Origin of the sequence: Catellatospora sp. IY07-71 (assembly GCF_018326265.1) — a bacterium.
GTDB lineage: Bacteria > Actinomycetota > Actinomycetes > Mycobacteriales > Micromonosporaceae > Catellatospora.
This window is the reverse complement of record NZ_AP023360.1, coordinates 7877880-7904073: the sequence shown is the minus strand read 5'-3', so window position 1 is coordinate 7904073 and position 26194 is coordinate 7877880. Positions and strand designations below refer to the sequence as shown.

22 protein-coding genes are annotated in these 26194 nt (G+C 72.4%); 12 read left to right on the top strand and 10 right to left on the bottom strand.

Going from position 1 to position 26194, the window contains the following annotated elements; all coding sequences use genetic code 11:
• The first annotated feature begins 229 nt into the window (after positions 1 to 229).
• The 4 genes from ngcE (CS0771_RS35385) to CS0771_RS35370 all read left to right on the top strand — a co-directional run bounded on the left by ngcE (CS0771_RS35385) (position 230) and on the right by CS0771_RS35370 (position 3894).
• Positions 230 to 1657, top strand: a complete 1428-nt coding sequence (gene ngcE, locus CS0771_RS35385) for an N-acetylglucosamine/diacetylchitobiose ABC transporter substrate-binding protein (protein ID WP_212845049.1) — start codon at positions 230 to 232, stop codon at positions 1655 to 1657.
• A gap of 81 nt (positions 1658 to 1738) precedes the next feature.
• Positions 1739 to 2650 (top strand): carbohydrate ABC transporter permease, encoded by a 912-nt coding sequence (locus CS0771_RS35380; RefSeq protein ID WP_212845048.1) that lies wholly within the window; start codon positions 1739 to 1741, stop codon positions 2648 to 2650.
• A complete protein-coding gene (locus CS0771_RS35375) occupies positions 2647 to 3555 on the top strand; it encodes a carbohydrate ABC transporter permease (protein ID WP_212845047.1) in 909 nt (302 codons plus the stop codon). Before CS0771_RS35380 ends, CS0771_RS35375 begins: the two co-directional genes overlap by 4 nt.
• A 147-nt stretch (positions 3556 to 3702) precedes the next feature.
• Positions 3703 to 3894 carry a PspC domain-containing protein gene (locus tag CS0771_RS35370; RefSeq protein ID WP_212846218.1) on the top strand — a complete coding sequence of 64 codons (192 nt, stop codon included), beginning with the start codon at positions 3703 to 3705 and terminating at the stop codon, positions 3892 to 3894.
• On the opposite strand, the gene CS0771_RS35365 is transcribed toward CS0771_RS35370, so the two are convergent.
• The 4 genes from CS0771_RS35365 to CS0771_RS35350 form a co-directional block, all read right to left on the bottom strand.
• Positions 3875 to 5422, bottom strand: a complete 1548-nt coding sequence (locus CS0771_RS35365) for an ATP-dependent DNA ligase (RefSeq protein ID WP_212845046.1) — start codon at positions 5420 to 5422, stop codon at positions 3875 to 3877. The two genes, CS0771_RS35370 and CS0771_RS35365, sit on opposite strands and share 20 nt — an antisense overlap.
• 230 nt (positions 5423 to 5652) lie before the next feature.
• Complete coding sequence (locus CS0771_RS35360; protein WP_212845045.1) at positions 5653 to 6885, bottom strand: GNAT family N-acetyltransferase; 1233 nt, start codon at positions 6883 to 6885, stop codon at positions 5653 to 5655.
• A gap of 41 nt (positions 6886 to 6926) precedes the next feature.
• Positions 6927 to 7247, bottom strand: a complete 321-nt coding sequence (locus CS0771_RS35355) for a DUF6300 family protein (protein WP_212845044.1) — start codon at positions 7245 to 7247, stop codon at positions 6927 to 6929.
• A gap of 241 nt (positions 7248 to 7488) precedes the next feature.
• Positions 7489 to 8463 carry an N-acetylglucosamine kinase gene (locus CS0771_RS35350; RefSeq protein WP_212845043.1) on the bottom strand — a complete coding sequence of 325 codons (975 nt, stop codon included), beginning with the start codon at positions 8461 to 8463 and terminating at the stop codon, positions 7489 to 7491.
• 276 nt (positions 8464 to 8739) lie between these two features.
• On the opposite strand from CS0771_RS35350, the gene CS0771_RS35345 reads away from it, so the two are divergent.
• The 4 genes from CS0771_RS35345 (at position 8740) to CS0771_RS35330 (ending at position 13095) form a co-directional block, all read left to right on the top strand.
• Positions 8740 to 9660 (top strand): MurR/RpiR family transcriptional regulator, encoded by a 921-nt coding sequence (locus CS0771_RS35345; RefSeq protein WP_203746610.1) that lies wholly within the window; start codon positions 8740 to 8742, stop codon positions 9658 to 9660.
• Positions 9661 to 9868: 208 nt separating this feature from the next.
• Complete coding sequence (gene ngcE / locus CS0771_RS35340; RefSeq protein WP_212845042.1) at positions 9869 to 11287, top strand: N-acetylglucosamine/diacetylchitobiose ABC transporter substrate-binding protein; 1419 nt, start codon at positions 9869 to 9871, stop codon at positions 11285 to 11287.
• Positions 11288 to 11310: 23 nt separating this feature from the next.
• Positions 11311 to 12216 carry a carbohydrate ABC transporter permease gene (locus tag CS0771_RS35335; protein WP_212845041.1) on the top strand — a complete coding sequence of 302 codons (906 nt, stop codon included), beginning with the start codon at positions 11311 to 11313 and terminating at the stop codon, positions 12214 to 12216.
• 48 nt (positions 12217 to 12264) lie between these two features.
• Positions 12265 to 13095, top strand: coding sequence for a carbohydrate ABC transporter permease (locus tag CS0771_RS35330; RefSeq protein ID WP_239125753.1), 831 nt, complete (start codon positions 12265 to 12267; stop codon positions 13093 to 13095).
• 112 nt (positions 13096 to 13207) lie between these two features.
• On the opposite strand, the gene CS0771_RS35325 is transcribed toward CS0771_RS35330, so the two are convergent.
• Complete coding sequence (locus tag CS0771_RS35325) at positions 13208 to 13858, bottom strand: class I SAM-dependent methyltransferase (RefSeq protein ID WP_212845040.1); 651 nt, start codon at positions 13856 to 13858, stop codon at positions 13208 to 13210.
• Between the two features lie 74 nt (positions 13859 to 13932).
• Between CS0771_RS35325 and CS0771_RS35320 the strand changes: the two genes are divergently transcribed.
• Positions 13933 to 15582, top strand: coding sequence for a bifunctional 3'-5' exonuclease/DNA polymerase (locus tag CS0771_RS35320; RefSeq protein WP_244871221.1), 1650 nt, complete (start codon positions 13933 to 13935; stop codon positions 15580 to 15582).
• A 1-nt stretch (position 15583) separates the two neighbouring features.
• Here the strand turns inward: CS0771_RS35320 and CS0771_RS35315 are convergent, their stop codons facing one another.
• From CS0771_RS35315 to CS0771_RS35300, 4 genes are all read right to left on the bottom strand, one after another.
• On the bottom strand, positions 15584 to 16396 hold the full coding sequence (locus tag CS0771_RS35315) for a metal-dependent hydrolase (protein ID WP_212845039.1): 813 nt from the start codon (positions 16394 to 16396) through the stop codon (positions 15584 to 15586).
• Positions 16397 to 16520: 124 nt separating this feature from the next.
• Positions 16521 to 18173 carry a M91 family zinc metallopeptidase gene (locus CS0771_RS39545; protein ID WP_371821602.1) on the bottom strand — a complete coding sequence of 551 codons (1653 nt, stop codon included), beginning with the start codon at positions 18171 to 18173 and terminating at the stop codon, positions 16521 to 16523.
• 257 nt (positions 18174 to 18430) lie between these two features.
• Positions 18431 to 18868, bottom strand: coding sequence for a hypothetical protein (locus CS0771_RS35305; protein WP_212845037.1), 438 nt, complete (start codon positions 18866 to 18868; stop codon positions 18431 to 18433).
• A 109-nt stretch (positions 18869 to 18977) separates the two neighbouring features.
• Positions 18978 to 20894 (bottom strand): chorismate-binding protein, encoded by a 1917-nt coding sequence (locus CS0771_RS35300; RefSeq protein ID WP_212845036.1) that lies wholly within the window; start codon positions 20892 to 20894, stop codon positions 18978 to 18980.
• 291 nt (positions 20895 to 21185) lie between these two features.
• Here CS0771_RS35300 and CS0771_RS35295 point away from each other — a divergent pair, with 291 nt between their 5' ends.
• On the top strand, positions 21186 to 22547 hold the full coding sequence (locus CS0771_RS35295; RefSeq protein ID WP_212845035.1) for a sensor histidine kinase: 1362 nt from the start codon (positions 21186 to 21188) through the stop codon (positions 22545 to 22547).
• Entirely contained in the window at positions 22544 to 22972 is a 429-nt protein-coding gene (locus tag CS0771_RS35290) for a roadblock/LC7 domain-containing protein (protein ID WP_203746319.1), read from the top strand. The genes CS0771_RS35295 and CS0771_RS35290 overlap by 4 nt, the downstream gene beginning before the upstream one ends.
• Before the next feature lie 185 nt (positions 22973 to 23157).
• Here CS0771_RS35290 and CS0771_RS35285 read toward each other — a convergent pair whose 3' ends face one another.
• Positions 23158 to 24600 (bottom strand): serine/threonine-protein kinase, encoded by a 1443-nt coding sequence (locus CS0771_RS35285; protein ID WP_212845034.1) that lies wholly within the window; start codon positions 24598 to 24600, stop codon positions 23158 to 23160.
• Between the two features lie 87 nt (positions 24601 to 24687).
• Between CS0771_RS35285 and CS0771_RS35280 the strand changes: the two genes are divergently transcribed.
• Positions 24688 to 26049, top strand: coding sequence for a mannosyltransferase family protein (locus tag CS0771_RS35280; RefSeq protein ID WP_212845033.1), 1362 nt, complete (start codon positions 24688 to 24690; stop codon positions 26047 to 26049).
• The last annotated feature ends 145 nt before the right edge of the window (positions 26050 to 26194 follow it).

Genomic DNA, 26194 nt, shown 5'->3' with positions numbered 1-26194 from the left:
GCCGGGACCACGGGCGCCGCTGGTGAAAAGTTTCATCGCGGGTGCCGGAGTGAACGGCTGACAACGTGGTCACGAAGGCCTGGGGGCGAATTATGGGGGTTCTGTAGAAAGTCTGCGTAACGTTTCTGCGGCGACATCTTGCCTCTTGCCGACGGCGGCCGTAAGAATCCTTCAGAACACGGCCAAATCTTGTAGGGAAATACCAGACCGTCTCTGGCAAGGAGTGGTGATGGCACAGTCCGACCTGACCCGGCGTAGCGTCCTGCGGCGTGCCGCCGCGGCGGGCGTCTTCGCCGGTCCGGCCGCAGGGCTGCTCAGCAGCTGCGCGCTCGGCGATGACGACTCCGGCGAGTCGACCGGCAAGTACGAGGGCACCGTCAGCGACAAGAACCCGCTGGGCGTGAAGGAAGACGCCCCGCTCGACATCGTCATCTTCAACGGCGGCTTCGGCGAGGACTACGCCAAGGCGCACCAGGCGATGTACAAGGAGACCTACCCCAAGGCGGAGGTCAAGCACAACGCGGTCGTGGAGATCAACACCGAGCTCCAGCCGCGCTTCGTGGACGGCACCCCGCCGGACTTCGTGAACAACTCCGGCGCCGGGCAGATCCCGCTCGGCGGCCTGGTGGAGCAGGGCGCGCTCGCCGACCTGACCCCGCTGCTGGACGCCCCGAGCCTGGACGTGCCGGGCAAGAAGGTGCGTGACACCCTGCTGCCGGGCACCATCGAGGCGGGCAGCTTCGACGGCAAGATGTACGTGCTCAACTACGCGTACACCGCGTACGGCATCTGGTACTCGACCAAGCTGTTCGAGGCCAAGGGCTGGGAGTACGCGAAGACCTGGGACGAGCACATCGCCCTGTGCAAGAAGATCAGGGCCGCGGGCATCGCGCCGTGGACCTACCAGGGCAAGCACCCCCGCTACATGAGCTGGCCGGTCATCTCGACGGCGATCAAGCTCGGCGGGCCGCAGGTCGCCATGGCGATCGACAACCTGGAGCCCGGCGCCTGGACCTCCGACGCGATGAAGACCGCCGCCGACGCGTGGTACCAGATCGTCAAGGACAAGTACATCCTCGACGGCTCGCCCGGCCTGGACCACAAGCAGTCGCAGACCGAGTGGTGCAACGGCAAGGCCGCGTTCATCTCCTGCGGCTCCTGGCTGGAGAGCGAGCAGAAGGCGGTCACCCCGCCGGACTTCAACATGTCCATCGCCCCCACGCCGAGCCTGGGCGCGGGCGACAAGCTGCCGTTCGAGGCCATGCGCGGCACCGCGGGCGAGCCGTTCATCGTGCCGGCCAAGGCCAAGAACGAGCGCGGCGGCATGGAGCTCATGCGGCACATGCTGTCGATGAAGGGCGCCAAGGACTTCACCGGCAAGGTCTCCAGCCTGTCCGTGATCGCGGGCGCGGCCGACGGGGTCACCCTGCCGTTCGGCCTCACCTCGGTGACCAAGGCGCTGGCCGCCTCGGGCAGCAACGGCTTCAACTGGATCTACCCGGTGTACTACCGCAAGCTGGAGCGCGAGCTGGTCGACGCGGCCTGCGGCGAGTTCTTCTCCGGGCGGACCACCCCGGCGGAGTTCCTGGCCGCCTGCCAGAAGGGCGCCGACACCATCGCGGCCGACAGCAGCTTCAAGAAGTACAAGCGCAGCTGACATGATCACGCGGCGTCCGCCACGTCTGCCACGGGCGGGGCGGGCGCCGCTCCACGAGGAACTCGAAGGGGAGGGCCCGACGTGAGACACGGGAAGTATCCGCTGCTGTTGGCGTTCCTGCTGCCGCCGCTGGCGCTGTACGGCTACTTCGTGCTGTCCCCGTACGCGCAGTCCTTCCTGATCGCGACGACGAACTGGCAGGGCCTGTCGTCGAAGTACGACTTCGTCGGGTTCGACAACTTCAAGCGCCTGTTCAAGGACGAGTACGTCTGGAACGCGCTGCTCAACAACCTGTGGCTGCTGGTGCTGCTGCCGGTGCTCACCATCGCGCTGGGGCTGTTCCTGGCCACCATGCTCAACGTGGGCGGCCGGGGCGGTCGCGGCGCGGTGACCGGCGTGCGCGGCTCCTCGCTCTACAAGGTCATCTACTTCGCGCCGCAGATGCTGTCCGTCTCCATCGTCGGCGTGCTCTGGATGGAGGTCTACAACCCGCGCGGCGGCCTGCTCAACGGCGCGCTGCGGGCGGTGGGCCTGGACGGCCTGGCCCAGGTGTGGCTCGGCGACCCGAAGTTCGCCTTCTGGGCCGTGCTGGCCGTGATGGTGTGGGCCAACGTGGGCTTCTACGTGGTGCTGTTCGGCGCGGCGATGCAGTCGGTGCCGCGCGACATCTACGAGGCCGCCGCCCTGGACGGGGCCAGCCGCACCACCACCCTCGTGAAGATCACCATCCCGCTGCTCTGGGACACCATCCAGGTCGCCTGGGTGTACCTGGCCATCATCGCGCTGGACGGCTTCGCGCTGGTCCAGGTGATGACCAAGGGCGGGCCGAACTTCAGCACCGACGTCATCGGCCTGCGCCTCTACACCGAGGCGTTCGGTGACTACAAGTGGGGCTACGCCTCGGCCATCGGCGTGGTGATGTTCTTCGTGACGCTGTCGGTCACCGTCCTGTCCCTGCGCCTGACCCGCCGCGAGAGGATCGAGCACTCATGACCGCCGTAGTGACCCCGCCGCGGGAAGTGCAGAAGGTGACCGCGCCGGAGGAGAAGCCCGGGCTCAGCGGGCGGCGGCTGTTCGACGGCACGCTCAACGTGTTCTCGCACGCGTTCCTGGTGCTGTGGGGCCTGCTCACCGCCGTGCCGCTGCTGTGGGTGATCGTCAGCTCGTTCAAGGACGACAACGAGATCCTCAGCGACCCGTGGGGCCTGCCCGGGGCGCTGCGCTTCGACAACTTCGCCCGCGCGTGGACCCACGCGCACATCGGGCAGTTCTTCGTCAACACCGGCATCGTGCTGGCCGGCTCGCTGACGCTGACCATGCTGCTCGGCGCGACCGCGGCGTACGCGCTGGCCCGCTACAAGTTCCTCGGCCACCGGCTGGTCTACTTCATCTTCGTCGGCGGCATGATGTTCCCGGTCGTGCTGGCGTTCGTGCCGCTGTTCAAGATCGTCGGCGGGGTCGGGCTGCGCGACAGCCTGCCGGGCCTGATGCTGGTCTACACCGCGTACTCGCTGCCGTTCACGGTCTTCTTCCTCACCGCGTTCTTCCGCACCCTGCCCGACGCGGTCGCCGAGGCCGCGTACATCGACGGCTGCGGGCCGTTCCGGACCTTCTTCCGGGTCATGCTGCCGATGGCCAAACCCGGCCTGATCAGCGTCGGCATCTTCAACTTCCTGTTCCACTGGAACCAGTACCTGCTGCCCGTCGTGCTGATCACCTCCGACGAGAAGCAGGTGCTCGCCCAGGGCCTGGCCAACCTCGCCATCAGCGAGGGCTACCGCGGCGACTACTCGCGCCTGTTCGCCGGACTCACCCTGGCCATGCTGCCGGTGCTGGTGGTGTACGCGGTGTTCCAGCGCCAGGTGCAGGCCGGTTTGACCGCCGGGCAGATGAAGTAGCACACCCGCGCCATAGGGGACGCCCGTACGGGCGTCCCGGCGCCGGGATCCGCCTGCGGACCGAGGGCGGGGATGCTCCCGGTTCGTACCGTCGAAGACAGCCGCGGCGAACACACGCCGCACGGTCTTCGAGGAGTTGACGAGGAGATGGCCTCATCAGGTCGGCGGCTCTACCGGCCGCGCCACGGACGCTGGATCGCCGGCGTGTGCGCCGGTCTCGGCGAGCGTTTCGGCCTTCCGGCCTGGCTGGTACGGCTGCTGTTCCTGCTGTCGTGCCTGCTGCCGGGTCCGCAGTTCATCATCTACATCATTCTCTGGATCATGATTCCGGAGCAGTGACCGGATCGCTGCCCACCGCGCCGCCGAGGGCCCGGACCGCGTCCAGCGTGTCCGCCTCGGCGGCACTCTTGTCCTCGCGGTAGCCCAGCACCCGCGCGAAACGCAGCGTCACCCCGCCCGGGTAGCGGGTGCTGCGCTGCACCCCGTCGAACGCGATCTCCACCACCAGCTCCGGCCGCACCCGCACCCAGAAGTCGTCGCGCTCCACCGCCAGCTCCAGCAGCCGCTCGGTCTGCCAGCGCAGCATCGCGTCGGTCAGCCCCTTGAACGTCTTGCCCAGCATCACGAAGCCGCCAGCGGCGTCCCGGGCGCCCAGGTGCAGGTTCGACAGCCACCCCCGGCGCCGCCCGTTGCCCCACTCGGCGCCGAGGATCACCAGGTCCAGCGTGTGCCGGGGCTTCACCTTCACCCACGCCGCGCCCCGCCGGCCCACCTCGTACGCCGCGCGCGCCGCCTTCACCACCACGCCCTCGTGCCCGGCGGCCAGCGCCGCGCCGAACGCCCGCCGCGCCTCCTCCGGCGTGTCCGCCAGGGTCCGCGCCACCCGCATGTGCTGCGGGATCACGTCGTCCAGCGCCGCCCAGCGCGCCGTGCCCGGCTCGTCGATCCAGTCCGCCCCGTCCAGGTGCAGCAGATCGAAGAAGTACGGCGTGAGCAGCCCCGACGCACGCTGCGCGGCCCGGCCGGAGGTCTCCTGGAACGGCCGCGGCCGCCCCGACTCGTCCACCGCGAGCGCCTCCCCGTCCAGCACGATCGAGCGCACCGGCAGCGCGCGCAGCGCCGTCACGATCTCCGGCACCCGCGCGGTCAGGTCGTCCAGGCTGCGGCTGAACACGCGTACCTCGTCGCCGTCGCGGTGTGCCTGGATACGGATCCCGTCGAGCTTGGCGTCCACCGCCGCGGGCACCCCCGTCACCGCCAACGCCTGCTCCGGGTCGGGGGCGGACTGCGCCAGCATCGGCGCCAGGCCCGTGCCCACCGACAGCCGCAGCGCCGCCAGCCCCGGCTCACCCTCGGTCAGCGCGGTCACCGCCACCGCCTTCAGGTCGCCGGACAGGAGCAGGGCCCGGCGCACCACCACCGCCGGCACCGTCGCGGCCAGCGCGATCGCGTCCGCCAGCAGGCCCGCCTGCGCGCCCTGGCGCAGCTCGCCGCCGATCAGCCCGGTCAGCAGCCGCTGCTCGGGCAGCGTGGCCGCGCCGTAGAGCGCCCCGACCGCGTCCCGCCGCCGGGCGACCGAGCCCTGGCCGCTGATCAGGCCCATCGACTCCAGCGCGGCGTCCACGGCCCGGATGTCGAGCGTGGCCGCGTCGGCTGGTGGGGGCAGGTCGCGCAGAGCCGCGTACCCCACGCCGATCTGGCGCTGGCGCAGCTCACCGCTCAGGTACGCGGCACCCGCCGCGATCTCCACCGGATCACCGCCCGCGGCCAGCTCACGCAGCGCGGCGGCGAGCAGCTCGATCTTGGCCTTGCGGCCAGACGTGGCCGCCACGGCGGCCGAGGTGGCGGCGATCCCGGCGAACAGCATGCCCCCATCTTGCCCGCTGCCCCAGACCGCGGCCCTCGCGAAGATCGCGAGTTCCTGTCGAAACCCAAGGTTGGGCCGAAGATTTCGACACGAACCCGCGACCTTGGCCGCATCGCCCGCCGGGCCGCTCCATGATCGCGACGATCTTGCGCGAAGTGTTAGGGATATGCCCGGAAAAGGCGTGTCGTACCCACAGTTCACGCAAGATCGGCGCGGGAGAGAGGGGGTGGTTAGAAGATTTCTATGCCGTGGGGGGCGCGGGGCCAGGAGAGGGCGGGGTCGGTGGTGGTGATGGTGCCGGGGTGGAGTTCTTCGACGCGGCCGGCGGCGGACAGGGCGCCGAGGGTGTTGCCGCCGAGGTAGAGGGCGCTGAGGGTGGCGGTGTCGAGGCGGAGGTGGGCGGCGGCGGTGGTGGGCTCGCAGGTGGCGGTGTCGCGGTTGCCGCGGAGGTGGAAGGTGCCGCCGGAGCCGGGGAGGAGGTCGTCGGTGATCTCCAGGACCACGTCGACGTCGATGGGGTAGCGGCGGGCGGAGAGGGCGGCGGGGACGTCGACGAGGCGGACCCAGAGGCCGTCGCCGAGGCGCATGCCGAGGCGGCGGGGGTCGTTGGTGAGGTATTGCAGGGGCTCGTCGACGGCGCCGAGCCACAGGCCCACGGTGCGGGTGAGGTCCACGTTGAGCAGGAACTCCCACAGCGCCGTGTACGCCGCGGGGGTCGCCGCGATCGTCTCCATGACGCTGACCTGGCCGTTGGGTCCGCTGTCGTTCCACTGCGAGCGGAAGCGGTAGAGGGCGTAGCCGAGCACGGTGTCGCCCTCGCGGCACACCACGGCCTGGATGGGCCCGGCGCCGCCGCGATGCCACGCCTGGTCGGCGAGCCGGTAGTCCCACCAGCGCGCGTCGCGGGAGGCGAAGCCGGGCCGGAGCGGGCGCTGCTGCTCGTACACGATGCCGATCTCGGGCCGGAAGTCCGCGGCCGGTCCGGCGAGCAGGGACAGGCCGTCGAGGCGGGTCTTGTCGAACTTCGCGCCGTCCAGGCGCGCCTCGCGGCGGTCGATGTCGAAGCTGAGCCGCCGGCTGGCCATGCCGTAGCCGTAGCGGCCGTAGATGCCGCCCTCGCTGGCCCACAGCACCGCGAGCGCCTCGCCCCGGTCGCGGATCGCGGTGAGCTGGCGGGTGAGCATGGTGGAGGCGACGCCGCGGCGGCGGTGGGTGCCCGCGACGGCGACGGCGGTGACGAAACCGGCCGGCAGCACGCCGCCGGGCACGCTCAGCTCGCGGGTGTACGTGCCGACGTGGCCCACGACGCGGTCGCCGTCGACGGCGAGCACGGCCCGTTCGGGCTCGAACAGGGCGCGTTCCTCGTCCCACTCCCGGCCGCCGTCGTCGTTGAGGAACGAGCGCTGGATGAGCCGGTTGACGTCGTCGAAGTCGGCCGCGGTGGCGGCGCGGAAGGTCACCATACGAGGTTCATAACCCGCCGGGGCGGGCACGGCAACCGGATTCAGCCTGCCCGCGCCGCCCACCAGGCTTCGACGTCGGCGGCCAGGGAGCCGTCACGGTCGGCGCGTTCGGTGAGCGCCTCCAGCCAGCGGCCGACGAGCTCGTGCACCTGGTGCAGGTCCTCGGGGCGGACGCGCTGGTGCTCGGCGAAGTACGCCAGCAGGCCCTGGGTCTCGGGGCGCCCGGCGTCGCACTGCGGGCACAGGCCGACCGTGCGGGTGCGGCTGGACCTGGGCTGCGGGACCTGCGCGGTGAGGTAGAGCGCCTCGGCGCAGGTGCCGCAGCGGGTGCCGGCCGCGGCGACGACCTTCACGTCCGTCATCGCGCCGGTTCTCTCATCGACTGACAGACCTGCACCGGAGCAGGTTACCGGGCGCGCCCGGCGCGACTCCGCGAGCCCCGTGTGTCGCCCGCCCGCGCGACCGCCCGTGCGGCCGCCTCGAGATCCGTCGACTTGCCTGGCACATGGCCGAATGGGTCCCCAAGATACGCCCGGGTGCCTGGCAAGTCGGCCGATCTTGGGCGGGACGGGACGGGGCGGGACCGGGTGGGGTGGGGTGGGGTCAGGGGGTGAGGAGGTGGGTGTGCAGGGTGGCGGGGTCGGGGGTGGTGGGGAGGGCGGCGAGCCAGGCCGCGGCGGCCGCGGCGTCGCCGGCGGGGTGGGGGGTCGTGTCGGGCCAGCTCGCGGTGATGGCGGCGGTGAGTTCGGCGGCGAGGGGGGTGTCGTTGGTGAGCAGGCCGCCGCCGCGTACCAGGACCGTGGTCTCGCCGGGGGCGCGGACCATGGCCACGGTTTCGGCGAGGTGGGCCGCGCCGCGCCGGACCAGGTCCACGGCGGCCGGGTCGGCGGCGTCGTAGCAGCTCAGGACCAGGGGAGCGAGCCGGGCCAGTGCGATGGGCGGAGCCTTGACGACGGCCTGGACCAGCGCGGCGGCGGTGTCGCGGCGGCGCGGGGCCAGCTCGGCCGTGCCGAGCAGTTCGATGAGCACGCCTGCGGCGAGGGTGCCGGGCGGGCGCTCCTGATCGAGGTCGCGCAGGGCGGCGCGGACCGCCTCGCGGCCCAGCCAGTAGCCGGAGCCGAGGTCGCCGAGCAGCCAGCCGTGGCCGTCGGCGACGTGGTCGAGCCGGTGGCCGCGGACGCGGGCGGCGATCGCCCCGGTGCCCGCGACGACCACGGTGCCGTCGGGGTCGGGGGTGCCCGCCGCGTACGCCACCAGCACGTCGCTGACCAGGTGCGGCTCGCAGCGCAGTCCGGTGCCCGCCCAGGCCGCCTCGAACGCGTCCCGCAGGACGGCGTCGGCGAGGAGTTTCGGGTAGCCGGCCATGCCGAGCACGGCGGCGCCGACGTCGGCGGGGTCGTGGCCGGTGAGCGCGGCGCGGATGGCGGCGGTCAGCTCGGTGAGGGCGGCGTCGCCGTGGGTGGTGGGGTTGCCGCCGCCCGCCCGGCCGGTGCCGAGCCGGTGTCCGGCGGGGGAGGCCAGCACGGCCCGGGTGCTCGTGCCGCCGATGTCCAGGCCTAACACCAGCTTGTCCGGCATATCGGCTCGTTCCTCCCCCAAACGGTCAGCGCTGGTGTGGCCTAAGCGGCATTCATGCTCCCCAAACTGGCGGCTCTGAGCAAGTGGACGGCAGCATCGCGAGGTAACGGTTTAAAAACTATGCCCACGGACTTGACAAAGGGGGGTCTCCAGTAAGAACTTTTACCACTAACAGTTAACTTCCTTTCGGTTAACTGTTCGGGACCCGGTCAGTAGGAGAAACCAGTGGTGGAGCGCGTGGAACCAGTCGCGGCGGCACAGGCCGCCTCGGCCGAGATCCCGCACGCCCGGCTCGGCCTGGACCGCCCCGACAGCGTGCTGGTCCGGGTGCGCGCCCAGCTGCCCGAGTTCACCGGGGCCCTGCAGCGCGTCGCCGAGCAGGTGCTCACCGATCCGGCCGGCGCCGCGCGCGCCACCATCGTCGAGCTGGCCGAGCGCTCGGGCACCTCGCCCGCCACGATCACCCGCTTCTGCCGCGCCCTGGGCTTCGAGGGCTACGCCGACCTGCGCCTGGCCATCGCCGGGGAGACCGGCCGGGCGGCGCGCTCGGCCGGCTGGGCCGAGGACATCGGCCGGGCCATCGAGCCGGGCGACCCGCTGGAGCGCGTACTCGGCCAGATAATGGCGGCCGACACCCAGGCGATGCGGGACACCGCCGCCATGCTCGACCTCGCCGAGGTGGAGCGGGCCGCGGCCGCGATCGCCGCGGCCAACCGGGTGGACATCTACGGCGCGTCCGGCTCGGCGCTGGTCGGCGCCGAGATGCAGTTCTCGCTGCACCGCATCGGCATCGCCGCGTGGACCTGGCCGGACGTGCACAACGGCCTGGCCAGCGCGGCCCTGCTGCGCGCCGGGGACGTGGCGCTGGGCATCTCGCACACCGGGCAGACCCGGGAGACCGTCGAGATGCTGGCCGAGGCCGGCTCGCACGGCGCCGTCACCATCGCGCTGACCGGTTTCCCGCGCTCGCCGCTGGCCGAGCTGGCCGACATCGTGCTGCTCACCGCGAGCCAGGCCACCTCGTTCCGGCCCGACGCGCTGTCGGCGCGCCACCCGCAGCTGGTGGTGCTGGACCTGCTCTACATCGCGGTCGCCCAGCGCACCCACGACCGCTCGCACACCGCGTTCCAGCGCACCGCCCGTGCGGTGGACGCGCACCGTTTCAGCAACGGCCAGGGCCGGGAGGGCGAGTCGTGACCGCCGCCCCCGCCGCCGTGCTGCCCCCGACCGTGCTCGACTCGCTCGAGCACTGGGCCGACACCACACCGAGCAACGGAGCCCGGTGTGGTGCCGCACTGAACCCTGGTGCGGCCGGGTCCTTCGCGGGTAACCGCGACCGCCACATGCACCGCCTCGCCACTTACTCGAGTCACGATCACCGCGACCCGAAAATGAGGAGACAATGATGTCCAACCACACCGACAGCCCGTCGGCCCTGAGCCGTCGCAGCGTGCTGCGCCGGACCGCGGCGGTCGGCCTGCTCGCCACCCCCGCCGCCGGTCTGCTCTCCGCCTGCGTCGGCGGCGGCGGCGACGAGCCCACCGCCCAGGCCACCGGCCAGGTCACCGCCGAGAACCCGCTGGGTGTCGACACCAAGGCTCCGGTCGAGATTGTGATCTTCGATGGCGGTCTCGGTACCAAGTACGCCACCGACGTGCACAAGCCGTCGTACGAGAAGAAGTTCCCCGAGTCCAAGGTGAACTTCTCCTCGGCGCAGGAGATCTCGACCACGCTGCAGCCGCGGTTCGCCAGCAACACCCCGCCGGACATGGTGAACAACGCCGGCTCGAAGCTGATGGACCAGGGCAAGCTCGTCGAGGCCGGCCAGGTGGCCGACCTGTCCGACCTGTTCGCCGCGCCGTCGCTCGACATCGCGGGCAAGACCGTGGCCGAGACCCTGGTCCCGGGCACCGTCGAGCAGGGCACGTTCAACGGCAAGCCGTACGTGCTGAACTACGCCTACACCGTGTTCGGCCTGTGGTACTCGGGCAAGCTGTTCCAGGAGAACGGCTGGACCGCGCCGACCACCTGGGCGGACTTCACCGCGCTGCTGGAGAAGATGAAGGCCAAGGGCATCACCCCGTACTCGTACGCGGGCGCCAACGCGGCCTACTACCAGTACCTGGTCATCCTGACCACGGCCGCGAAGATCGGCGGCCCGGACGTCCTCAAGGCGATCGACAACCTGGAGAAGGGCGCCTGGACGAACGACGCCGTCAAGCAGGCCGCCACCCTGTGGGCCGAGGTCGGCGCCAAGTACGGCAACAAGGCGCACCTGGGCCTCAAGCACACCGAGGTGCAGCTGCAGCAGAACCAGGGCAAGGTGGGCTTCTACCCGTCGGGCTCCTGGCTGGAGAACGAGCAGGCCAAGGACACCCCGGCCGGCTTCAACTACCAGGTCATGCCGATCCCGGGCGCGACCGCGTCGGACAAGCTCCCGGCGACCGCGCTGTACGCGGCCGCGGGCGAGATGTACTTCGTCGCGAGCAAGGGCAAGAACGTCCAGGGTGGCAAGGAGTACCTGCGCCACATGCTGTCGAAGGCGGGCGCCAAGGGCTTCACCGAGCTCACCAAGGTGCTCACCGTCGTGCAGGGCTCGACCGAGGGCCTGGAGATGTCCCCCGGCCTGGCCTCGTCCAGCGCGGCCCTCACCGCGGCCGGCCCGGCGAACTTCAGCTTCCGCTGGGACGCCTGGTACAAGAACCTGGACGACGAGTGCCGCGCCGCCACGAACAAGCTGATGTTCCAGGGCGGCACCGCGGACGAGTTCTGCACCCGGATGCAGGCCGCCGCCGACAAGACCGAGAAGAAGTTCTCCCGCTAACCCTCGAGCGGAGTTAAGTGATCATGCGGCAAGGTAAGTACCCGTTCGTCATCGGGTTCCTGATCGCACCACTCGCGTTGTACGCGATGTTCGTCCTGCGCCCGATCGCCGCGGCGGTCCAGGTGTCCATGACGAACTGGAGCGGCCTGTCCCCGAATTTCGATTTCGTCGGGCTGGAGAACTTCCAGAAGCTCATCGACGACGACAAGGTCTGGCTGGCGGCGAAGCACCACGTCTTCCTGCTGGTCACCTTGCCGGTGATCACGATCGCCCTCGCCCTGTTCTTCGCGTTCCTGTTGAACATGGGCGGGGGCACCCGCGGCGGCACCATGACCGGGGTCTGGGGGTCGAAGTTCTACCGGGTGGTGTTCTTCCTCCCCCAGGTCCTGGCCGTGGTCATCGTCGGCGTCATCTTCGGCCGGGTGTACGCCCCGGACGGCAGCGGCATCCTCAACCGCTTCCTCGAACTGTTCGGGGTGGACGCGGTGCAGTGGATGGCCGAGTGGGGCCTGTGGTCCATCCTCGGCGTGCTGGTGTGGCAGGCGGTCGGCTTCTACGTCGTGCTGTTCGCCGCCGGCATGTCCAGCATCCCGGCGGAGATCTACGAGGCGGCCGTCATGGACGGCGCCAACCGGATCACCATCTTCTTCCGGGTCACCATCCCGCTGCTGATGGAGACCGTGAAGGTCGCCTGGGTGTACCTCGGCATCCTCGCCATGGACGCGTTCGCGCTGGTCATGGTGCTCTCGATCGACGAGGGCGGCCCGGACGGGGCCACCACCGTGCTGCCGGTCCAGATCTACAAGTCGGGCATCCGGGAGTCGGACTACGGCTACGCGTCGGCCCTCGGCGTGGCGCTGGCCGTCTTCACCATCATCTTCGCGGTGCTGTCCCTGCGGGGCGGCAAGCGCGACGCGGTCGAGCACTGAGCGGGGTCTGTCGTGGTTACCAAGTCTGAGAATCGGCGCAGCTTCGGTGTGCTGAACAAGCTGTCCCACGTCGCCCTGGCCGTGTGGGCCATCCTGATCATCTACCCGCTGATCTTCACGTTCCTGGCCGCGTTCAAGAACAACACCGAGATCTTCATCGGCAACCCGTTCGCGCTGCCGAGCGAGTGGGACTTCGGCTCGTTCGGGCGCGCCTGGACCGAGGCCAACGTCGGCCAGTACTTCATCAACAGCCTGGTCGTGGTGTTCTTCTCGACGCTGGGCACGATGGTGCTCGGTGCGATGGCCGCGTACGTGCTGGCCCGATACGACTTCATCGGCAACCGGGTCATCTACTTCCTGTTCGTGGCCGGCCTGGCCTTCCCGGTGTACCTGGCGCTCACCCCGCTCTACATCGTGGTGCAGGAGCTGGGCCTGCTGGGCACGCACACCGGCCTGATCCTGGTGTACATCGCGTACTCGCTGCCGTTCACCGTGTTCTTCCTGGCCGCGTTCTTCAAGACGCTGCCCAACGCGGTGGCCGAGGCCGCGATGATCGACGGCGCGTCGCACACCCGCCTGTTCTTCACGGTGATGATGCCGATGGCCAAGCCCGGCCTGATCAGCATCACGATCTTCAACATCATCGGCCAGTGGAACCAGTACGTGCTGCCGGTCTCGCTGCTCCCCGGTGGCGCCGAGGGCCAGGAGAAGTGGCTGCTCACCCAGGGCATCGCCAGCATCTCCACGGCCGCCGGCTACCAGGCCGACTGGCCGGCCCTCTTCGCGGCGCTGTCGATCGCCATCATCCCGATGATCATCGTCTACACGATCTTCCAGCGCCAGATCCAGTCCGGCCTCACCGCCGGCGCCGTCAAGTAACCCGCCGCCCTCACGCGGCACTGCTCAAGATCGCGACGATCTTGCGCGGACTGTTGGGGATATGCCCGGAAAGGGCGTGTCGTACCCGCGGTTCACGCAAGATCGTCGCGTTTTAGTCGGGGCGGGCGGCGGTGCAGTAGGCGTAGAGGTGGGTTTGGGGGGTGGTGGGGACGGTGGGGATCGGGGCGGGTTCCCAGTAGTCGGCGCGGAGTTCTTCGACGACGAAGCCGTGGCGGTTGAGCAGGTGGGGGAGTTCTTCGCGGGGGTATGCGGTGAGCGGCACCTGGGTGCCGAGGAAGTCGCGCATCAGGTGGTCGCTGTCGCCCTCCACCATGCCGAGGGCGAAGACGCCGTCGTGGGCCAGCACGTGGTGGATGTCGTCCAGCGCCTTCTCGACGTCGGGGCGGGGGAGCAGGAGCAGCGAGAAGAACGCCACCACGCCGTCGAAGCGCTGCTGGGTCGGGTGCAGGCCGTCCAGGTCGAACAGGTCGCGCTCGACGAAGATGGCCTCGGGCACGGTGTGCCGGGCCAGCTCCAGCATCACCGGGGAGGTGTCGATGCCGACGACGTGCATGCCGCCGTCGATGAGCTGGCGCGCGGTGGGCTCGCCCGAGCCACAGCCGACGTCGAGCACCAGCGGCTTGTCCCGCCCGGCCAGCCGGTCCATCAGCCAGCGTCCGGCGGCCAGCTGACCCGGCCGGTCCGCGAACGCCTCGCTGTAGGTCGCGCCGATCCGGTCGAACACCGGCCCCGTCTCGGTCATAAGTCCCTTATAGCCGTAATCGGGCGGGGCCGGAGCTGAATCGGCATGTCCGCCCCCACCAGCACAATGGTCGGGTGACGGTGATCGCGGTGGTGGCGGACGGCAGCGGCGGGGGCGTGCTGCGCCCGCTGGACGCCGCGGGCGCCCCGGTCGGGCCGGACGAGCCCGTGGCCGACCTCGCCGCCGCCGTCGCCGCGCGGGACGCCGCCGGGCCGCGCTGGCTGTGGGGGTGCACCGAGCAGAGCTACCCGCCGCTGCTGGAACGCGGGGTGCGGGTGCGCCGGTGCCATGACGCCGAGCTGGCCGAGGCGCTGCTGCTCGGGTACGCGGGCCGCTACGGGGAGCCGCGCTCGGCCGCCGCCGCGTACGCCCGGCTGGTGGGCGCTCCCGTGCCCGCGGACCAGGCCGCCCGGCCCGGCCGTCCACCCGGTGACCGGCAGGGCACCCTGTTCGACGACACGCCCGCCCCGGCCGAGGCGCCCGGCGGCGCCGCGCCGCTGGACGTGCTCACCGCGGTGTACCGCGACCAGCTGGCCCGGATCGCGGCGACCGAGCACCCGCAGCGGATGCGGCTGCTGGTCGCGGCCGAATCGGCCAGCGCGCTGATCGCCGCCGAGATGGGGCACACCGGGCTGCCCTGGCAGGCCCGGACCCACGACGAGATCCTGGTCGGCCTGCTCGGCGAGCCCTCGCCGGTGGGCGGCCCGCCGCGCCGGCTGGCCGAGCTGTCGGCCCGCATCGCCGAGCTGCTCGACGCCCCCGGCCTGCACCCGGACTCGCCCGCCGAGCTGCGCCGGGCGCTGCGGCGCGCCGGGATCGAGGTGCCGAACACCCGCTCCTGGACACTGCGCGCCGTCGACCACCCGGTGATCGGGGTGCTGCTGGAGTACAAGGAGCTCTACCGGATCTGGACGGCGCACGGCTGGAGCTGGCGCGAGCAGTGGGTGCACGACGGCCGCTTCCGGCCCGCGTACGTGGTCGCGGGCGTCGTCTCCGGGCGCTGGGCCACCCGGGGCGGGGGAGCGCTGCAGATCCCCAAGGCGGTGCGCGGCGCGGCGCGGGCCGAGCCCGGCTGGCGGCTGGTCGTCGCCGACGCGGGGCAGCTGGAGCCGCGCATCCTGGCCGCGGTGTCCGGCGACGCCGGGCTGGCCCGCGCCGCGGGCTCCGGCGACCTGTACGCGGCGCTGGCCGCCGAGTCGTTCGGCGGCGACCGGGCCAAGGCCAAACTGGCCCTGCTCGGCGCGATGTACGGGCAGACCGGCGGCGCGGCCGCCCCCGCGCTGGCGGCGCTGCGCGGCAGCTACCCGAAGGCGTGGACGTACGTCGAGGCGGCGGCGCGGGCCGGGGAGACCGGCGGGCTGGTGCGCTCCTGGCTGGGCCGGACCTGCCCGCCGTCGGCGCTGGAGTCGTCGTGGGCCGACGAGGGCGCGTCGGGACGCTCGCGGGGCCGGTTCACCCGCAACTTCGTCATCCAGGCCACGGCGGCGGAGTGGGCCGCCGCGCTGCTGGCCGACCTCCGCACCCGGCTCTGGGACACCCGTGCCGAGCTGGTGTTCTTCCAGCACGACGAGGTCATCGTGCACTGCCCCGCCGAGGAGGCGGAGCTGGTGGTCGCGGCGCTGGAGGCCGGTGGAAAGGCGACGGGCGAGCTGCTGTTCGGCAGCTCGCCCGTGCGCTTCCCGCTCACCGTCGCCGTGGCGGACTCCTACGGCGACGCGAAGTAGGTCAGATCTCGATGTCGAAGCGCTTGAGCAGCGCCGGGGCCAGCAGGCCGGCGCCGGCCAGCAGCGAGATGATGGTGAAGACGGAGCGCAGCACGGTGGTCTCGACCTTGCTGCCGGCCTCGATGGCGAAGGTGTTCGGCAGGCCGATCATGCGCCACATGCGGCGGCCGGTCGGGATCGGCCACAGGATCGGCACGCCGGCGCGGGTGATGATGTCGCCCATCAGATGCACGATGCAGCCGACGCCGACCGCCAGGCCGATCATTGGGTAACCGCGCTCGATCGTGGGCAGGAACTCGTACGCGAAGTACGCCGCCGCGGCCGAGGTCAGCGTCACGATGACCCAGCCCGCCCGGTCGGCCCACTTGTCGAACAGGCCGCGCAGCGCGAACCCGAACATGAAGAACAGGATGCCCATCACGGCCCACTTGCCGTAGTGGGTGCACAGCCAGGTCGCGCCGAAGCCCATCAGCGCCGCGAACGGCAGCGTGTGGGTCAGCGTGCGGTGGCCGTTGTCCCGGTCCGGGTCCTTGCTCAGTTTGGTGGCGGTATAGACGCCGACCGAGATCTTCTCCACCACCTCGGCGACGAACAGCGAGGCCACACCGAAGCTGCGGGACACGGTGGAACCGCCCTGGCCCTTGGTGACCTTGCCGGACATGTCCAGGTCGGGCAGCAGCGCCCCGCCCGCGCACACCGCGGCGCCGATGGCGATCGTGGTGGCCGACTGCGGGTAGTCGAAGAACTGGGCCGCCACCCAGGATCCGGCCAGCCACGTGGCCGCGCCGGACAGCGCGTGCTGTGGACCCATCATGATGTTTCGTTCCTCCCCTAGCCGCCACAAGTGACCGCGTTGCGATCAACGCGCGCACACTGTGTCAAACAAGGGTGTCTTGATGCAATCGGCCGGACCTCCATAGCAGACGGTGGTTGCCGTGTCACTCAGGGCGTGCCGGGGAGCCGTACCGGTCGCGCCGGACAATGCCCAGCTCATCACGCAGCGCGTTCTCGGTCAGCGGATACGGGTGCCGTGGCGCGGGCCGTTCGGGCGTTGTCGGATCTCCGTCATCGTCGACGGGCAGCCCGGTCACGGCCCGTTCGGCGGCGGGCACGGGCACCCACGACCGGCCGTCCCACATCACGTCGTCGCCGGTGTACGCGCCCGGCACGCCGTTGCCGGTCAGGTGCGCCCACGCGTGCCCCAGCTCGTGGAACAGCACCACGACCGGTGGCGCGTCCCCGGCCAGGGAGTCGAAGCCGGGTTCGTACGCGATCACGAAGCGGTCGTCGTCGCCGTCGGTCCCGGCGAACCCGTTGCCGGAGCCCGCGCCCAGCTCGCGGATGGTGACCGAGTCCGGCCCGTCCCCGGGCAGCCAGCCGTCCCCGGCGGCCAGCTCCTGGTCCAGCTCGGCGAGCAGCCGCCGCCCGGTGGGCGAGGCCCGCAGCAGGTCCAGATCAGATGCCACTCGTGCCGCGAACTCGGCCGAGCCCTCGATCAGCAGCCGTCCGCCGGGCACCACGGCGGGCGCCTGGTGCACCACCTCGGCCCCGCCGACCGCCACTGCGTCAACGGCGTGGCCGGCAGACCTGGCAGGGCCGGTGGATGCGGCCGGATCGGCGGGCTCGGCCGAATCGTCGGCGGCTGGAGCGGTGGGCTCGGCCGAATCGTCGGCGTCGCGGTAGGCGCGGTCGGTTCCGGAGGCGCCGTCGAGCAGGTCGCGGCCCGCGCCGCCGGTGAGCGTGTCGTCGCCGGTGCCGCCGAGCAGCAGGTCGCTGCCCCGCCCGCCGGAGACGTGGTCGTCGCCGTCGCTGCCGCGCAGCAGGTCCGCGCCGTCGAGCCCGTAGGCGGTGTCGTCCCCGTCTCCGCCGTCGAGGACGTCGTCGCCCACGCCGCCGTCCAGGTAGTCGCGATCGTCCCCGCCCAGCAGCAGGTCGTCGCCGTCGCGGCCGAGCAGCGCGTCGCGGCCGCCCGCGCCGTGCAGCAGGTCGCCGCCGGTGACCCGGTCGTCTCCGGCTCCGGCCAGCACGGTCACCGGAAGCCGCACCGCGGCGTCGACCACGACCGTGTCCCGGCCGGCGCCGGTGCGCAGGACGAGCCTGCCCTCGCTGACCGCGGCCACGGTCGTGCCGCCTGCCTGCACCACGGTCCGGCCCGTCGGGTCGGTGGTCACGCGAACGTCGTCTTCTCCCGCGCCGGTGTCCACCAGCGTCAGCCCGGCCCCAATGACGACCTTGGCAGCCCCCTTCGTTTCGGGGGCGGGTACGGCGGGCAGCGGACGGCCCCGCTCAGCGAGCGCCGCCCACGCCGCGGTGAGCGCGGCCAGTTCCGTGGCGGCGTCTTCGTGTGCGCTGTCGAGGTCGCCGCGCAGCGCCGTGGCCTCGGCGACGGCGGCGTGCACCCGCCGGGCCTGTGCGGGGCCGGTCACCGCGAACAGCGGCCGGTCCGGCCCGCCCTGGTGCGGCACCGCCGCCGCGAGCCGGGCCAGGCTCTCGTCCAGGTGCCGCTGTACGCCGTCGGTGCGGCCGGCCAGCGTGTCCAGCACGTCGGCGGCCCGCGTGGCCAGCGTCCGCGCGGTCCCGGTCAGCTCCATCAGGAGCAGCCGGCCTGCGTCGTAGGCGTGCGCGTCCGCACCGTGCCAGCCCGCCCGTGCGGGGGAGGCGGCAGCGAGCCCGGCGCCGGTCTCGTCGGCGGCTGCCGCGCAGGCCCGCCACTCCTGGGCGGCGGCCCGCAGCGGCGCACCGAGCACCGGCAGCGCCCACACCGGCGGCACGGCCAGCAGCACCGCCCCGGCGCCGCTTCCTCCCGGCAGCACCGCGCTGCTGCCAGGAACGCCCCGGCCAGGCGGAGTCACGGCGCGCTTTCCGCGGCGCAGTGATCATCGTCGGCCAGGTGTGCGGCCGAGGCAGGCGGAATCACGGAGCGCACTCCGGGGTGGTAACTGTCGTCTGGCGCTTCACAACTTCTGGGTTGTAGGTACAACCCAGAAGTTGTGGGCTGGTCTGGGCAGACCATGTCGAGCGCGGCTGCGACCTGGTCGTCGGCGCGGTCGTAGCGGGCGGTGACCAGGTAGAGGAGGTCGGCATCGGCGAGCAGGCGGTCGGCGAGACGTCCGATCGCGACGGTCGCCGACCGGGTGGCCGCGCTGTGCGCGTCGGCGACCCGAGGGTCGACGCCGGTGACCCGGCCGGGCGGCGGCGGAGCGGCGCGGTGCAGGTCCGCGCCGAGCGTCTCCAGGGCTGCTGCGAGGGCCAGCATCCGGGCCGGCTCCCCGGCGAGCAAGGTCATGGGCACGACTGTGGCACCGGCCGCGGGGCGGCACAACGCCCCTCGGCCGGTCTGTGGATAACTCCGCCCGGGACGCGGCACCTCCTGCCCCGCCCGGACGGCAAGCCCGTCACGGCACGGGGCTGCCCGCCTCGGCCGGGGCGAGGATCCCGGCCACCAGCTCGGTGAGCAGCCGCGGGCCGTGCTCGGTGAGCACCGACTCCGGATGGAACTGCACGCCCGCGAAACCCGGCCCGCGCAGCGCGTGCACGAACCCGGTGCCGTCCTCCCGGGCCACCTCGACGTCGCCGTACGCCGTGGCCAGCAGCCTGCCCGGCGCGACCGCGGTGAAGGTGGAGTAGAAGCCGACCCGGTGCGTGACGCCGAACAGGTCGATGTCGCAGGGCAGGCCCTGGTAGGGCACGTCGCGGCGGTGCAGGCGCAGGCCCAGGCGGCGGCTGAGCACCTGGTGCCCGAGGCACACGCCGAGCAGCGGCGCGCGGCGGGACAGCCGCTCCTCGACCACCGCGCCCAGCGCGGCGACCCGCAGGTCGGCCTCGTCGGCCGGGTCGCCGGGACCGGGACCGGCCACCACGAGGTCGTACGCGCTCAGCGGGCCGATCGCGGTGGTGGGCCGAACGGTGACCCGCATGCCGAGCGAGCGCAGCACGTGGCCGAGCATGCCGGTGAACGTGTCCTCGGCGTCCACGATCAGCGCGGTGCGGCCGACCAGCGCGCCGCTCACCGGTTCGGGCTCGCGCTCGGTCAGCCAGAACCGGGACAGCCGCTCGTTGCGGGCCAGCAGCGTGCCGCGTACCGCCGGGTCGGCGGCCAGGTCGCGGATGTCGGCACCGGCAGACGCGGCCGGTGCGGTGCGCAGGCCCAGCGCGGTGAGCACGCCGCCCGCCTTGGCGTGGGTCTCGGCGACCTCACCGTCCGGGGTGGAGTCGCGGACCAGGGTCGCGCCGGCCTTCACCGCGATCTCGCCGCCGGGCGTGATGTCCGCGCAGCGGAACAGGATCGGGGCGTCCAGCGTCTGGCCGCCGTCGCCGTCGCGGCCGAGCAGGGCCAGCACGCCGCCGTAGTAGGCGCGGCCGCTGCGCTCGTAGCGGGCGATGACGCGGGCCGCGTTCTCGATCGGGCTGCCGGTGAGGGTGGGCGCGAACATGGTCTCCCGCAGCACCTCCCGCACGTCCAGCCCGGTGCGCCCGGCCAGCAGGTATTCGGTGTGGGTCAGGTGCGTCATGTGCTTGAGGTAGGGGCCGAGGACCTGGCCGCCGCGGTCGGCGACCACGGCCATCATCTTCAGCTCCTCGTCCAGCACCATGGACAGCTCGTTGACCTCCTTGCGGTCGCTGAGGAAGCGCAGCAGCGTGTCCCGCCCGGCCGGGCCGGGGGCGAGGTCGCGGTGGCGCAGCGTGCCGGAGATCGGGTTCATCATGACCAGACCGTCGTCGACGCTGACGTGCCGTTCCGGGGAGGCGCCGACCAGTGTCCGCCCGCCGGGCAGGTGCACCAGGAAGGACCAGTACACGCCGCGCTCGCCGGTGATCAGGCGGCGCAGCGCCGCCCCGGCGAGCTGCCGCGGGTCGGCGTCCGTGCGGGCCCGCGTGGTGCGGTGGATGACGAAGTTCGAGCCCGCGCCCTGGCCGATCTCGTCGCGCAGCACCGCCGCCACCAGCTCGCGGTATGCCGCGTCGTCGATGTCGAAGCCCAGGTCGGCGACGTCCGGGACGGTGTCCGGCAGGGCGGCCAGCGCCTCGTCCAGCGGGATGCGGTGATACGACTCGATCGTCAGGCACTCCAGCGGGGTGCCGTCGTCCACGCACGCGAACCCGCGCTCGGCGAACTGGCGGTAGGGCACCAGTGCGAGCGTGCGGGGGCCGGCCTCGTCGCCGGGCACGTGCTGGGGCAGGGGGATGTCGGCCAGCCGTGCCACGGTGGACAGCGGGCCGCGCAGCACCTCGAGGTGCTCGGCGCCTTCGCGGCGCAGCAGCGCGAACGGCCCGGGATCGGGCGCGCCGAGCAGATCGTGGAGCAGGTTCATCGATGGGTCTCCCGGTTCGGGGGCCGAGCGCCGGGCGACGGGTAAAACAAAAGCCGCCTCGACGAGGCGGCCGCGGTCTGGGTATGCCTACCCGCGCGTGTCGATGGCCGCCGGTCTGGCGCGCCACCACTGGCTGCGGGTGAAGGTCATGGCGGAAACCGTACCGGGATCACGCGTGACTGTCCATATGCCTCACCGAGACGGTTGTCTCATTCGCGCTCACCTATCCACTTTTCAATGCGTGACGGGTAACATACCGCGAGTCACCGTTCGGTGGCCTAAGGAGGATCGGTGGCGACGGGAGCGCACGAACGGCGGGTGGCGACCCGCTTCGGAGCCGCCGTCGCCGCACCGCTGGCGGCCCTCACCGCTGCCTCCGCCGTGCTGGTCTACCAGGCCGTCGCCGACGCGCGGGCCGCCGACCGGCTGGCCGCGACCGTCGCGGGCGGCCCAGCCGCCGCCGAGCAGGCGTGGGGACGCGTGGTGACCACGTCGTTCCTGGTGCTGCTGGCGATCGGCGCGGCGACCGCGGTGGCCGTCGTGATCGGACGGGATCTGCTCGCCGCGCTGCGCGAGTTGCGCGGCCGGGCGCTGGCGCTGGCCGAGGAGCTTCCCGAGACGTTCGAGCGGGCCCGGGCCGGGCGTGCGGAGCCGGCGCCCGCTCCCGCCGGGCGGCCGTCCGGGCAGGCCGGGCCGCTGCCCACGCCCGCCGGCGGGGACGAGTTCGCGCAGGCCGCGGCGGCGCTGGAGCAGGTGCGCCATACCGTCGTCACGCTGGCCGCGGGCCAGGCCCGTTCCCGGCGCGCGGTGAACGGCATCTTCACGAACCTGGCCCGGCGCAGCCAGATCCTGGTCGAGCGGCAGCTGCGGCTGCTCGACGAGATGGAGCGCGACGAGCGCGACCCGGACCGGCTGTCGGCCCTGTTCAAGCTCGACCACCTGGCCGCCCGGCTGCGCCGCAACGACGAGAACCTGCTGGTCCTGGCCGGTGCCGAGCCGCGCCGCCGGTGGCGCGAGGGGGTGCCGCTGGCCGCGCTCGCGCTGGCCGCGCTCTCCGAGATCGAGCAGTACGAGCGGGTGCGCGCCGACGTCGACGACTCGCTGTACATCGCCGGCCACGCCGCGGCCGACATCGGCCACCTGCTGGCGGAGCTGCTGGACAACGCCACGGCGTTCTCCGCGCCCGCCACGGCGGTGCGGGTCGGCGCCCACGCGGTGGACGGCGGCGCCCTGGTGGAGATCGTGGACGAGGGCATCGGCCTCGGCGAGCAGGCGCTGGCCGAGGCGAACGCGCTGCTGACGGTGCCGGCCGAGGTCGACGTGGCGGCCAGCGAGCGGATGGGGCTGGTCGTGGTGAGCCACCTCGCCGCCCGCCACGGCGTGCGGGTGCGCCTCACCTCGGTGCCCGGCGGCGGGACCCGGGCGGCGGCCGAGCTGCCCGCCACGCTGCTGGCCGAGCCGGCCGGTGCGCGTGGCCGGCCAGGCCCGGCCACCGTGGAGCCGTCGCGCGTACCAGAGCGTGGGCGCGAGCCCGATCCGGCGGCCACCGCCGCCACCCTGACCCGCCTCTACGAGGGTGTACGGCGCGGGCAGGCCGGGGACGGCGCGGCGGCGTCGCCGCCCGGACCGGACGACACCAAGGGGGAGTCATGACCACTGCCATGCTCAGCAAACCGGCCCAGGACCTCAACTGGCTGGTCGCGGGGTTCGCCGACCGGGTGCCGGGCGCGCGCCACGCCGTGGTCGCGTCCTCCGACGGGCTGGTGGTCGCGGTCTCCGCGAACCTGGACCGGGCCACCGCCGACCAGCTCGCCGCGATCACGTCGGGCCTGCTGGGCATCGCGGGCTGTGTGTCGCAGCTGTCCGACGGCGACGAGGTGCGCCAGACGGTGATCGAGATGGCCCGGGGCTACTTCCTCACCATGGCCATCCGGGACGGCTCGGTGCTGGCCGTGATCGCCGACAACGACGCCGACCTGGGCGTGGTCGGCTTCGAGATGGCCCGCCTGGCCAAGCAGACCGGCGAGATCCTCACCCCCGCCCTGCGCGCCGAACTCCAGCGCGCCCTGCCGCGCTGAGCCCGCGGCCCGCAGTCTCGGGGAGAGTGCACGACGGGCGAGGCCCGGAGCCGCACTTTCCCCGAAACTGCACGGCCGGCACGGCCCGAAGCCGCACTTTCCCCGAAACTGCACGACGGGCGAGGCCCGGAGCCGCACCAGCCTGAGACCGCGGCGGGAGCCGCGGTCGGTGGGGCGACGGCGGGTCAGTCTCGGTTCTTGGCGAAGTCGCCGATCTCCTTGAGGAGGTCCTCGACGGGCTCCAGGGTCTCGCGGGCGTCGTCCTCGGCGTCCTGCGCCCAGTTGTGGACGCGCTTCTCCAGGCTCTCGGCGCGCTTGCGCACGTCGTTCCAGCGGCCGATCAGCGCGCGTCCCGAGATGAAACCGAGGCCGTCCTGCAGGACCTTCAGCTGATCGTCGGTGAGCACCTCGGTGTTGCGCAGCTTGTCGATCTCGCGGGTCAGGTCGGCGATGAGCTGCACGGCCTCCAGCGGGCCCTGGGGCTCGGGGCTGGGGCTGGGCTTGGCGGCCTGGGTGACCCGCGGCTTGCTGGGCGTCGGCGCGGCCACGACCCCCGCGGGGTCCTCCCGCAGCGCCGACATGATCATGAGCACCCCGCTGATCATGATGATCGCCATCACCAGCGCGACGGCCAGCACCGGGGTGCGGCTGCGCTTCGGCGGCCGCACCGGGACGGGCTGGCGCGGCGCGGCCTGCATCCGGGTGGGCGGCGAGGGCACCCTCGCCGCGCCGGAGATCGCGCCGCCGGTGGGCGCGAGCAGCGTGGGGGTCGGCGCCACGGCGGTCGCGGCGGTGCCGGTCGCGACGGGGACGGACGTGCCGCCCAGCGCCTGGGCGAGGTCGGTGGCGCGCGGGCGGCGCGCAGGGGACGGGTCCACCGCGGCCGCGATCAGGGCGGCGACGGCGGGCGGCACGCCGGGCAGCGGCGGCACGGCCGCGGGCCGGGCGTGCACGGCGGCGAACTGCTCCCAGCTGTCGATGCCGTGGTGCCGCCGGCCGGTGACCATCTCGATGAGCAGCAGGCCGAGGCCGTACACGTCGGCGGCCGGGTCGGCGGCCTGCCGGCTGATCCGCTCCGGGGCGGCGTACGCCGGGGTGCCGATGATCAGCGCGCCGGTCGCGTCGGGCAGGCCGGTCATCGCCGAGATGCCGAAGTCGAGCACCTTCGCGCCGGTCGGGGTGATCATGATGTTGCCGGGCTTGATGTCGCGGTGCACCACGTCGCGGGCGTGCGCGGCGGCCAGCGCCGAGGCCACCTGGGCGCCGATCGCGGCGGCCCGCGCCCACGGGACCGGCCCGCGGGCCATGAGGTCGGCCAGCGACTCCCCGGTCAGCAGCTCCATCACCAGGTACGGCTCGACGTGGCCGTCGGGGAAGGCGACCTCGCCGAAGTCGTGGACCGCGGTGATGTGCGGGTGGGTGAGCTGCGCCGCGGAACGTGCCTCGCGCAGCGCCCCGGCCCGCAGCGCCGGATCGGCCGCCATCGGGCCGGCCAGCACCTTCACCGCGACCGGGCGGCCGAGCACGAGGTCGTGGGCCTGCCAGACCTCCGCCATGCCGCCACTGCCGACGCGCCGGTCGAGCAGGTAGCGGTCGTGGAGCTTCAAACCGGGGGTGAAGGCGGACATGGTGGACAACCGTACCGCGTCTCAGCAACCGGTGACACCGTTCACGGGACTACGTGACCCCCGTCCCGCGTGGTTATATTCCTGCCTATGTCTGATACCCCCGGACCAGGGCTTGTCCCGGTGCGCCGCCGCCCGGCGGGGGCACCCGAGGTGACACCCGCGGACGACACGCCGATTTCGCCCGATTCGTCGGCTGCGACGTCCGCCGCCGCGGTGGACGCCGACCCGGGCGCGGCGTGGCGGCGGTGGCGCCCGTCGGTGGTCACCGGGTTCTTCACCTGGGCCGCGGGCATCCTGGCGTACTTCCTGGTGACCGCCGTCGCCTGGATGCCCACCGAGGGGCTGGACAGCAAGGCCGGGCCGGTGCCGACCACGTTCGGGCAGCTGATCTCGTCGTGGAACCACTGGGACACCGTCTGGTACGTGATCATCGCCGACTCGGGCTACGAGTACGACGAGCGCAGCACCGCGTTCTTCCCGCTCTACCCGATGACCGTGCGCGCCGCGAACGTGCTGCTGCCCGGCGGCACCTTCGAGGCCGGCCTGATCGTCGGCGCGCTGGCCTGCCTGGCCGCGCTGATCCTGATGCACCGGCTGGTCACCGAGATGCTCGGCGCCGAGGACGCCCGGCGCGCCACGTTCTACCTGCTCGCCTTCCCGACCGGGTTCTACCTGGTCGCGGCGTACAACGAGTCGCTGTTCGTGGCGCTGGCGCTGGCCTCCCTCTACTGCATGCGCAAGGGCCGCTGGTGGTGGGCGGCGATGTTCGCCGGATACGCCAGCGCCACCCGGATGGCCGGGGTCATGCTCGGCGCCGCGTTCGTCTACGAGTACCTGCGCCAGCGCGGCTTCTCGGTGCGGCGGCTGCGCGACGCGGCGCGCGAGGGCCGGCTCGGCCGCCAGGTCGCGTCGCTGTTCGACCGCAACGCCTTCGCGGTGGTGCTGGTCCCGGCCGGGCTCGCGGCGTACATGCTGTTCTGCTACCTGACCTTCGGCAACGCGCTGCACTTCCTGGAGTCGCAGAAGGCCTGGTTCCGGTCCGGGTTCACCGCGCCGTGGCTGGTCATCGGCGACGTGGTGGACCTGATCAGCGGCAGCGAGTCGATCTACCACCCCGACGCGCTGCGCAACCTCGCCAACCTGACCACGGCGCTGGCCGTGCTGGCGCTGGTGGTGCTGTCCCTGGTGGGGCCGTGGAAGCTCGGCGGCGACCACGCGTACCTGGCGATCTTCGCGGCGATCATCATCCTGATGCCGCTGTCGAACCCGATCCACACGCACTACCCGATCAGCTCGACCTGGCGCTACGCGCTGGAGTGCACGGTGGCGTTCATGGTGCTGGCCAGGATGGGCCGCAACCCGCACTTCGACCGGATCTACACCACGGTCGCGCTGGCCCTGCAGGGAGCGATGGTCATCGTCTTCGTTCAGAACAACTTCGTGGCCTGACCTGCGGCGCGTTACCCGGCGGCCGGGTCGTTCGGACAACCCGGCCGCGTGCTTCACGGTGGTGTCGTCCGCACGGGCGGCCGTTGTCGCCGAACGTTCCTCACGGGCCGGTCGTTCCTCCTGGCAGGCGCGGCTCGCGGGGGTC

Bases quoted from the DNA above. Each gene is read 5' to 3' on its own strand.
- ngcE (WP_212845049.1), top strand. From the start codon at position 230: ATGGCACAGTCCGACCTGACCCGGCGTAGCGTCCTGCGGCGTGCCGCC.
- CS0771_RS35375 (WP_212845047.1), top strand. From the start codon at position 2,647: ATGACCGCCGTAGTGACCCCGCCGCGGGAAGTGCAGAAGGTGACCGCG.
- CS0771_RS35370 (WP_212846218.1), top strand. From the start codon at position 3,703: ATGGCCTCATCAGGTCGGCGGCTCTACCGGCCGCGCCACGGACGCTGG.
- CS0771_RS35365 (WP_212845046.1), bottom strand. From the start codon at position 5,422: ATGCTGTTCGCCGGGATCGCCGCCACCTCGGCCGCCGTGGCGGCCACG.
- CS0771_RS35360 (WP_212845045.1), bottom strand. From the start codon at position 6,885: ATGGTGACCTTCCGCGCCGCCACCGCGGCCGACTTCGACGACGTCAAC.
- CS0771_RS35355 (WP_212845044.1), bottom strand. From the start codon at position 7,247: ATGACGGACGTGAAGGTCGTCGCCGCGGCCGGCACCCGCTGCGGCACC.
- CS0771_RS35350 (WP_212845043.1), bottom strand. From the start codon at position 8,463: ATGCCGGACAAGCTGGTGTTAGGCCTGGACATCGGCGGCACGAGCACC.
- ngcE (WP_212845042.1), top strand. From the start codon at position 9,869: ATGTCCAACCACACCGACAGCCCGTCGGCCCTGAGCCGTCGCAGCGTG.
- CS0771_RS35335 (WP_212845041.1), top strand. From the start codon at position 11,311: ATGCGGCAAGGTAAGTACCCGTTCGTCATCGGGTTCCTGATCGCACCA.
- CS0771_RS35325 (WP_212845040.1), bottom strand. From the start codon at position 13,858: ATGACCGAGACGGGGCCGGTGTTCGACCGGATCGGCGCGACCTACAGC.
- CS0771_RS35315 (WP_212845039.1), bottom strand. From the start codon at position 16,396: ATGATGGGTCCACAGCACGCGCTGTCCGGCGCGGCCACGTGGCTGGCC.
- CS0771_RS39545 (WP_371821602.1), bottom strand. From the start codon at position 18,173: ATGGAGCTGACCGGGACCGCGCGGACGCTGGCCACGCGGGCCGCCGAC.
- CS0771_RS35305 (WP_212845037.1), bottom strand. From the start codon at position 18,868: ATGACCTTGCTCGCCGGGGAGCCGGCCCGGATGCTGGCCCTCGCAGCA.
- CS0771_RS35300 (WP_212845036.1), bottom strand. From the start codon at position 20,894: ATGAACCTGCTCCACGATCTGCTCGGCGCGCCCGATCCCGGGCCGTTC.
- CS0771_RS35290 (WP_203746319.1), top strand. From the start codon at position 22,544: ATGACCACTGCCATGCTCAGCAAACCGGCCCAGGACCTCAACTGGCTG.
- CS0771_RS35285 (WP_212845034.1), bottom strand. From the start codon at position 24,600: ATGTCCGCCTTCACCCCCGGTTTGAAGCTCCACGACCGCTACCTGCTC.
- CS0771_RS35280 (WP_212845033.1), top strand. From the start codon at position 24,688: ATGTCTGATACCCCCGGACCAGGGCTTGTCCCGGTGCGCCGCCGCCCG.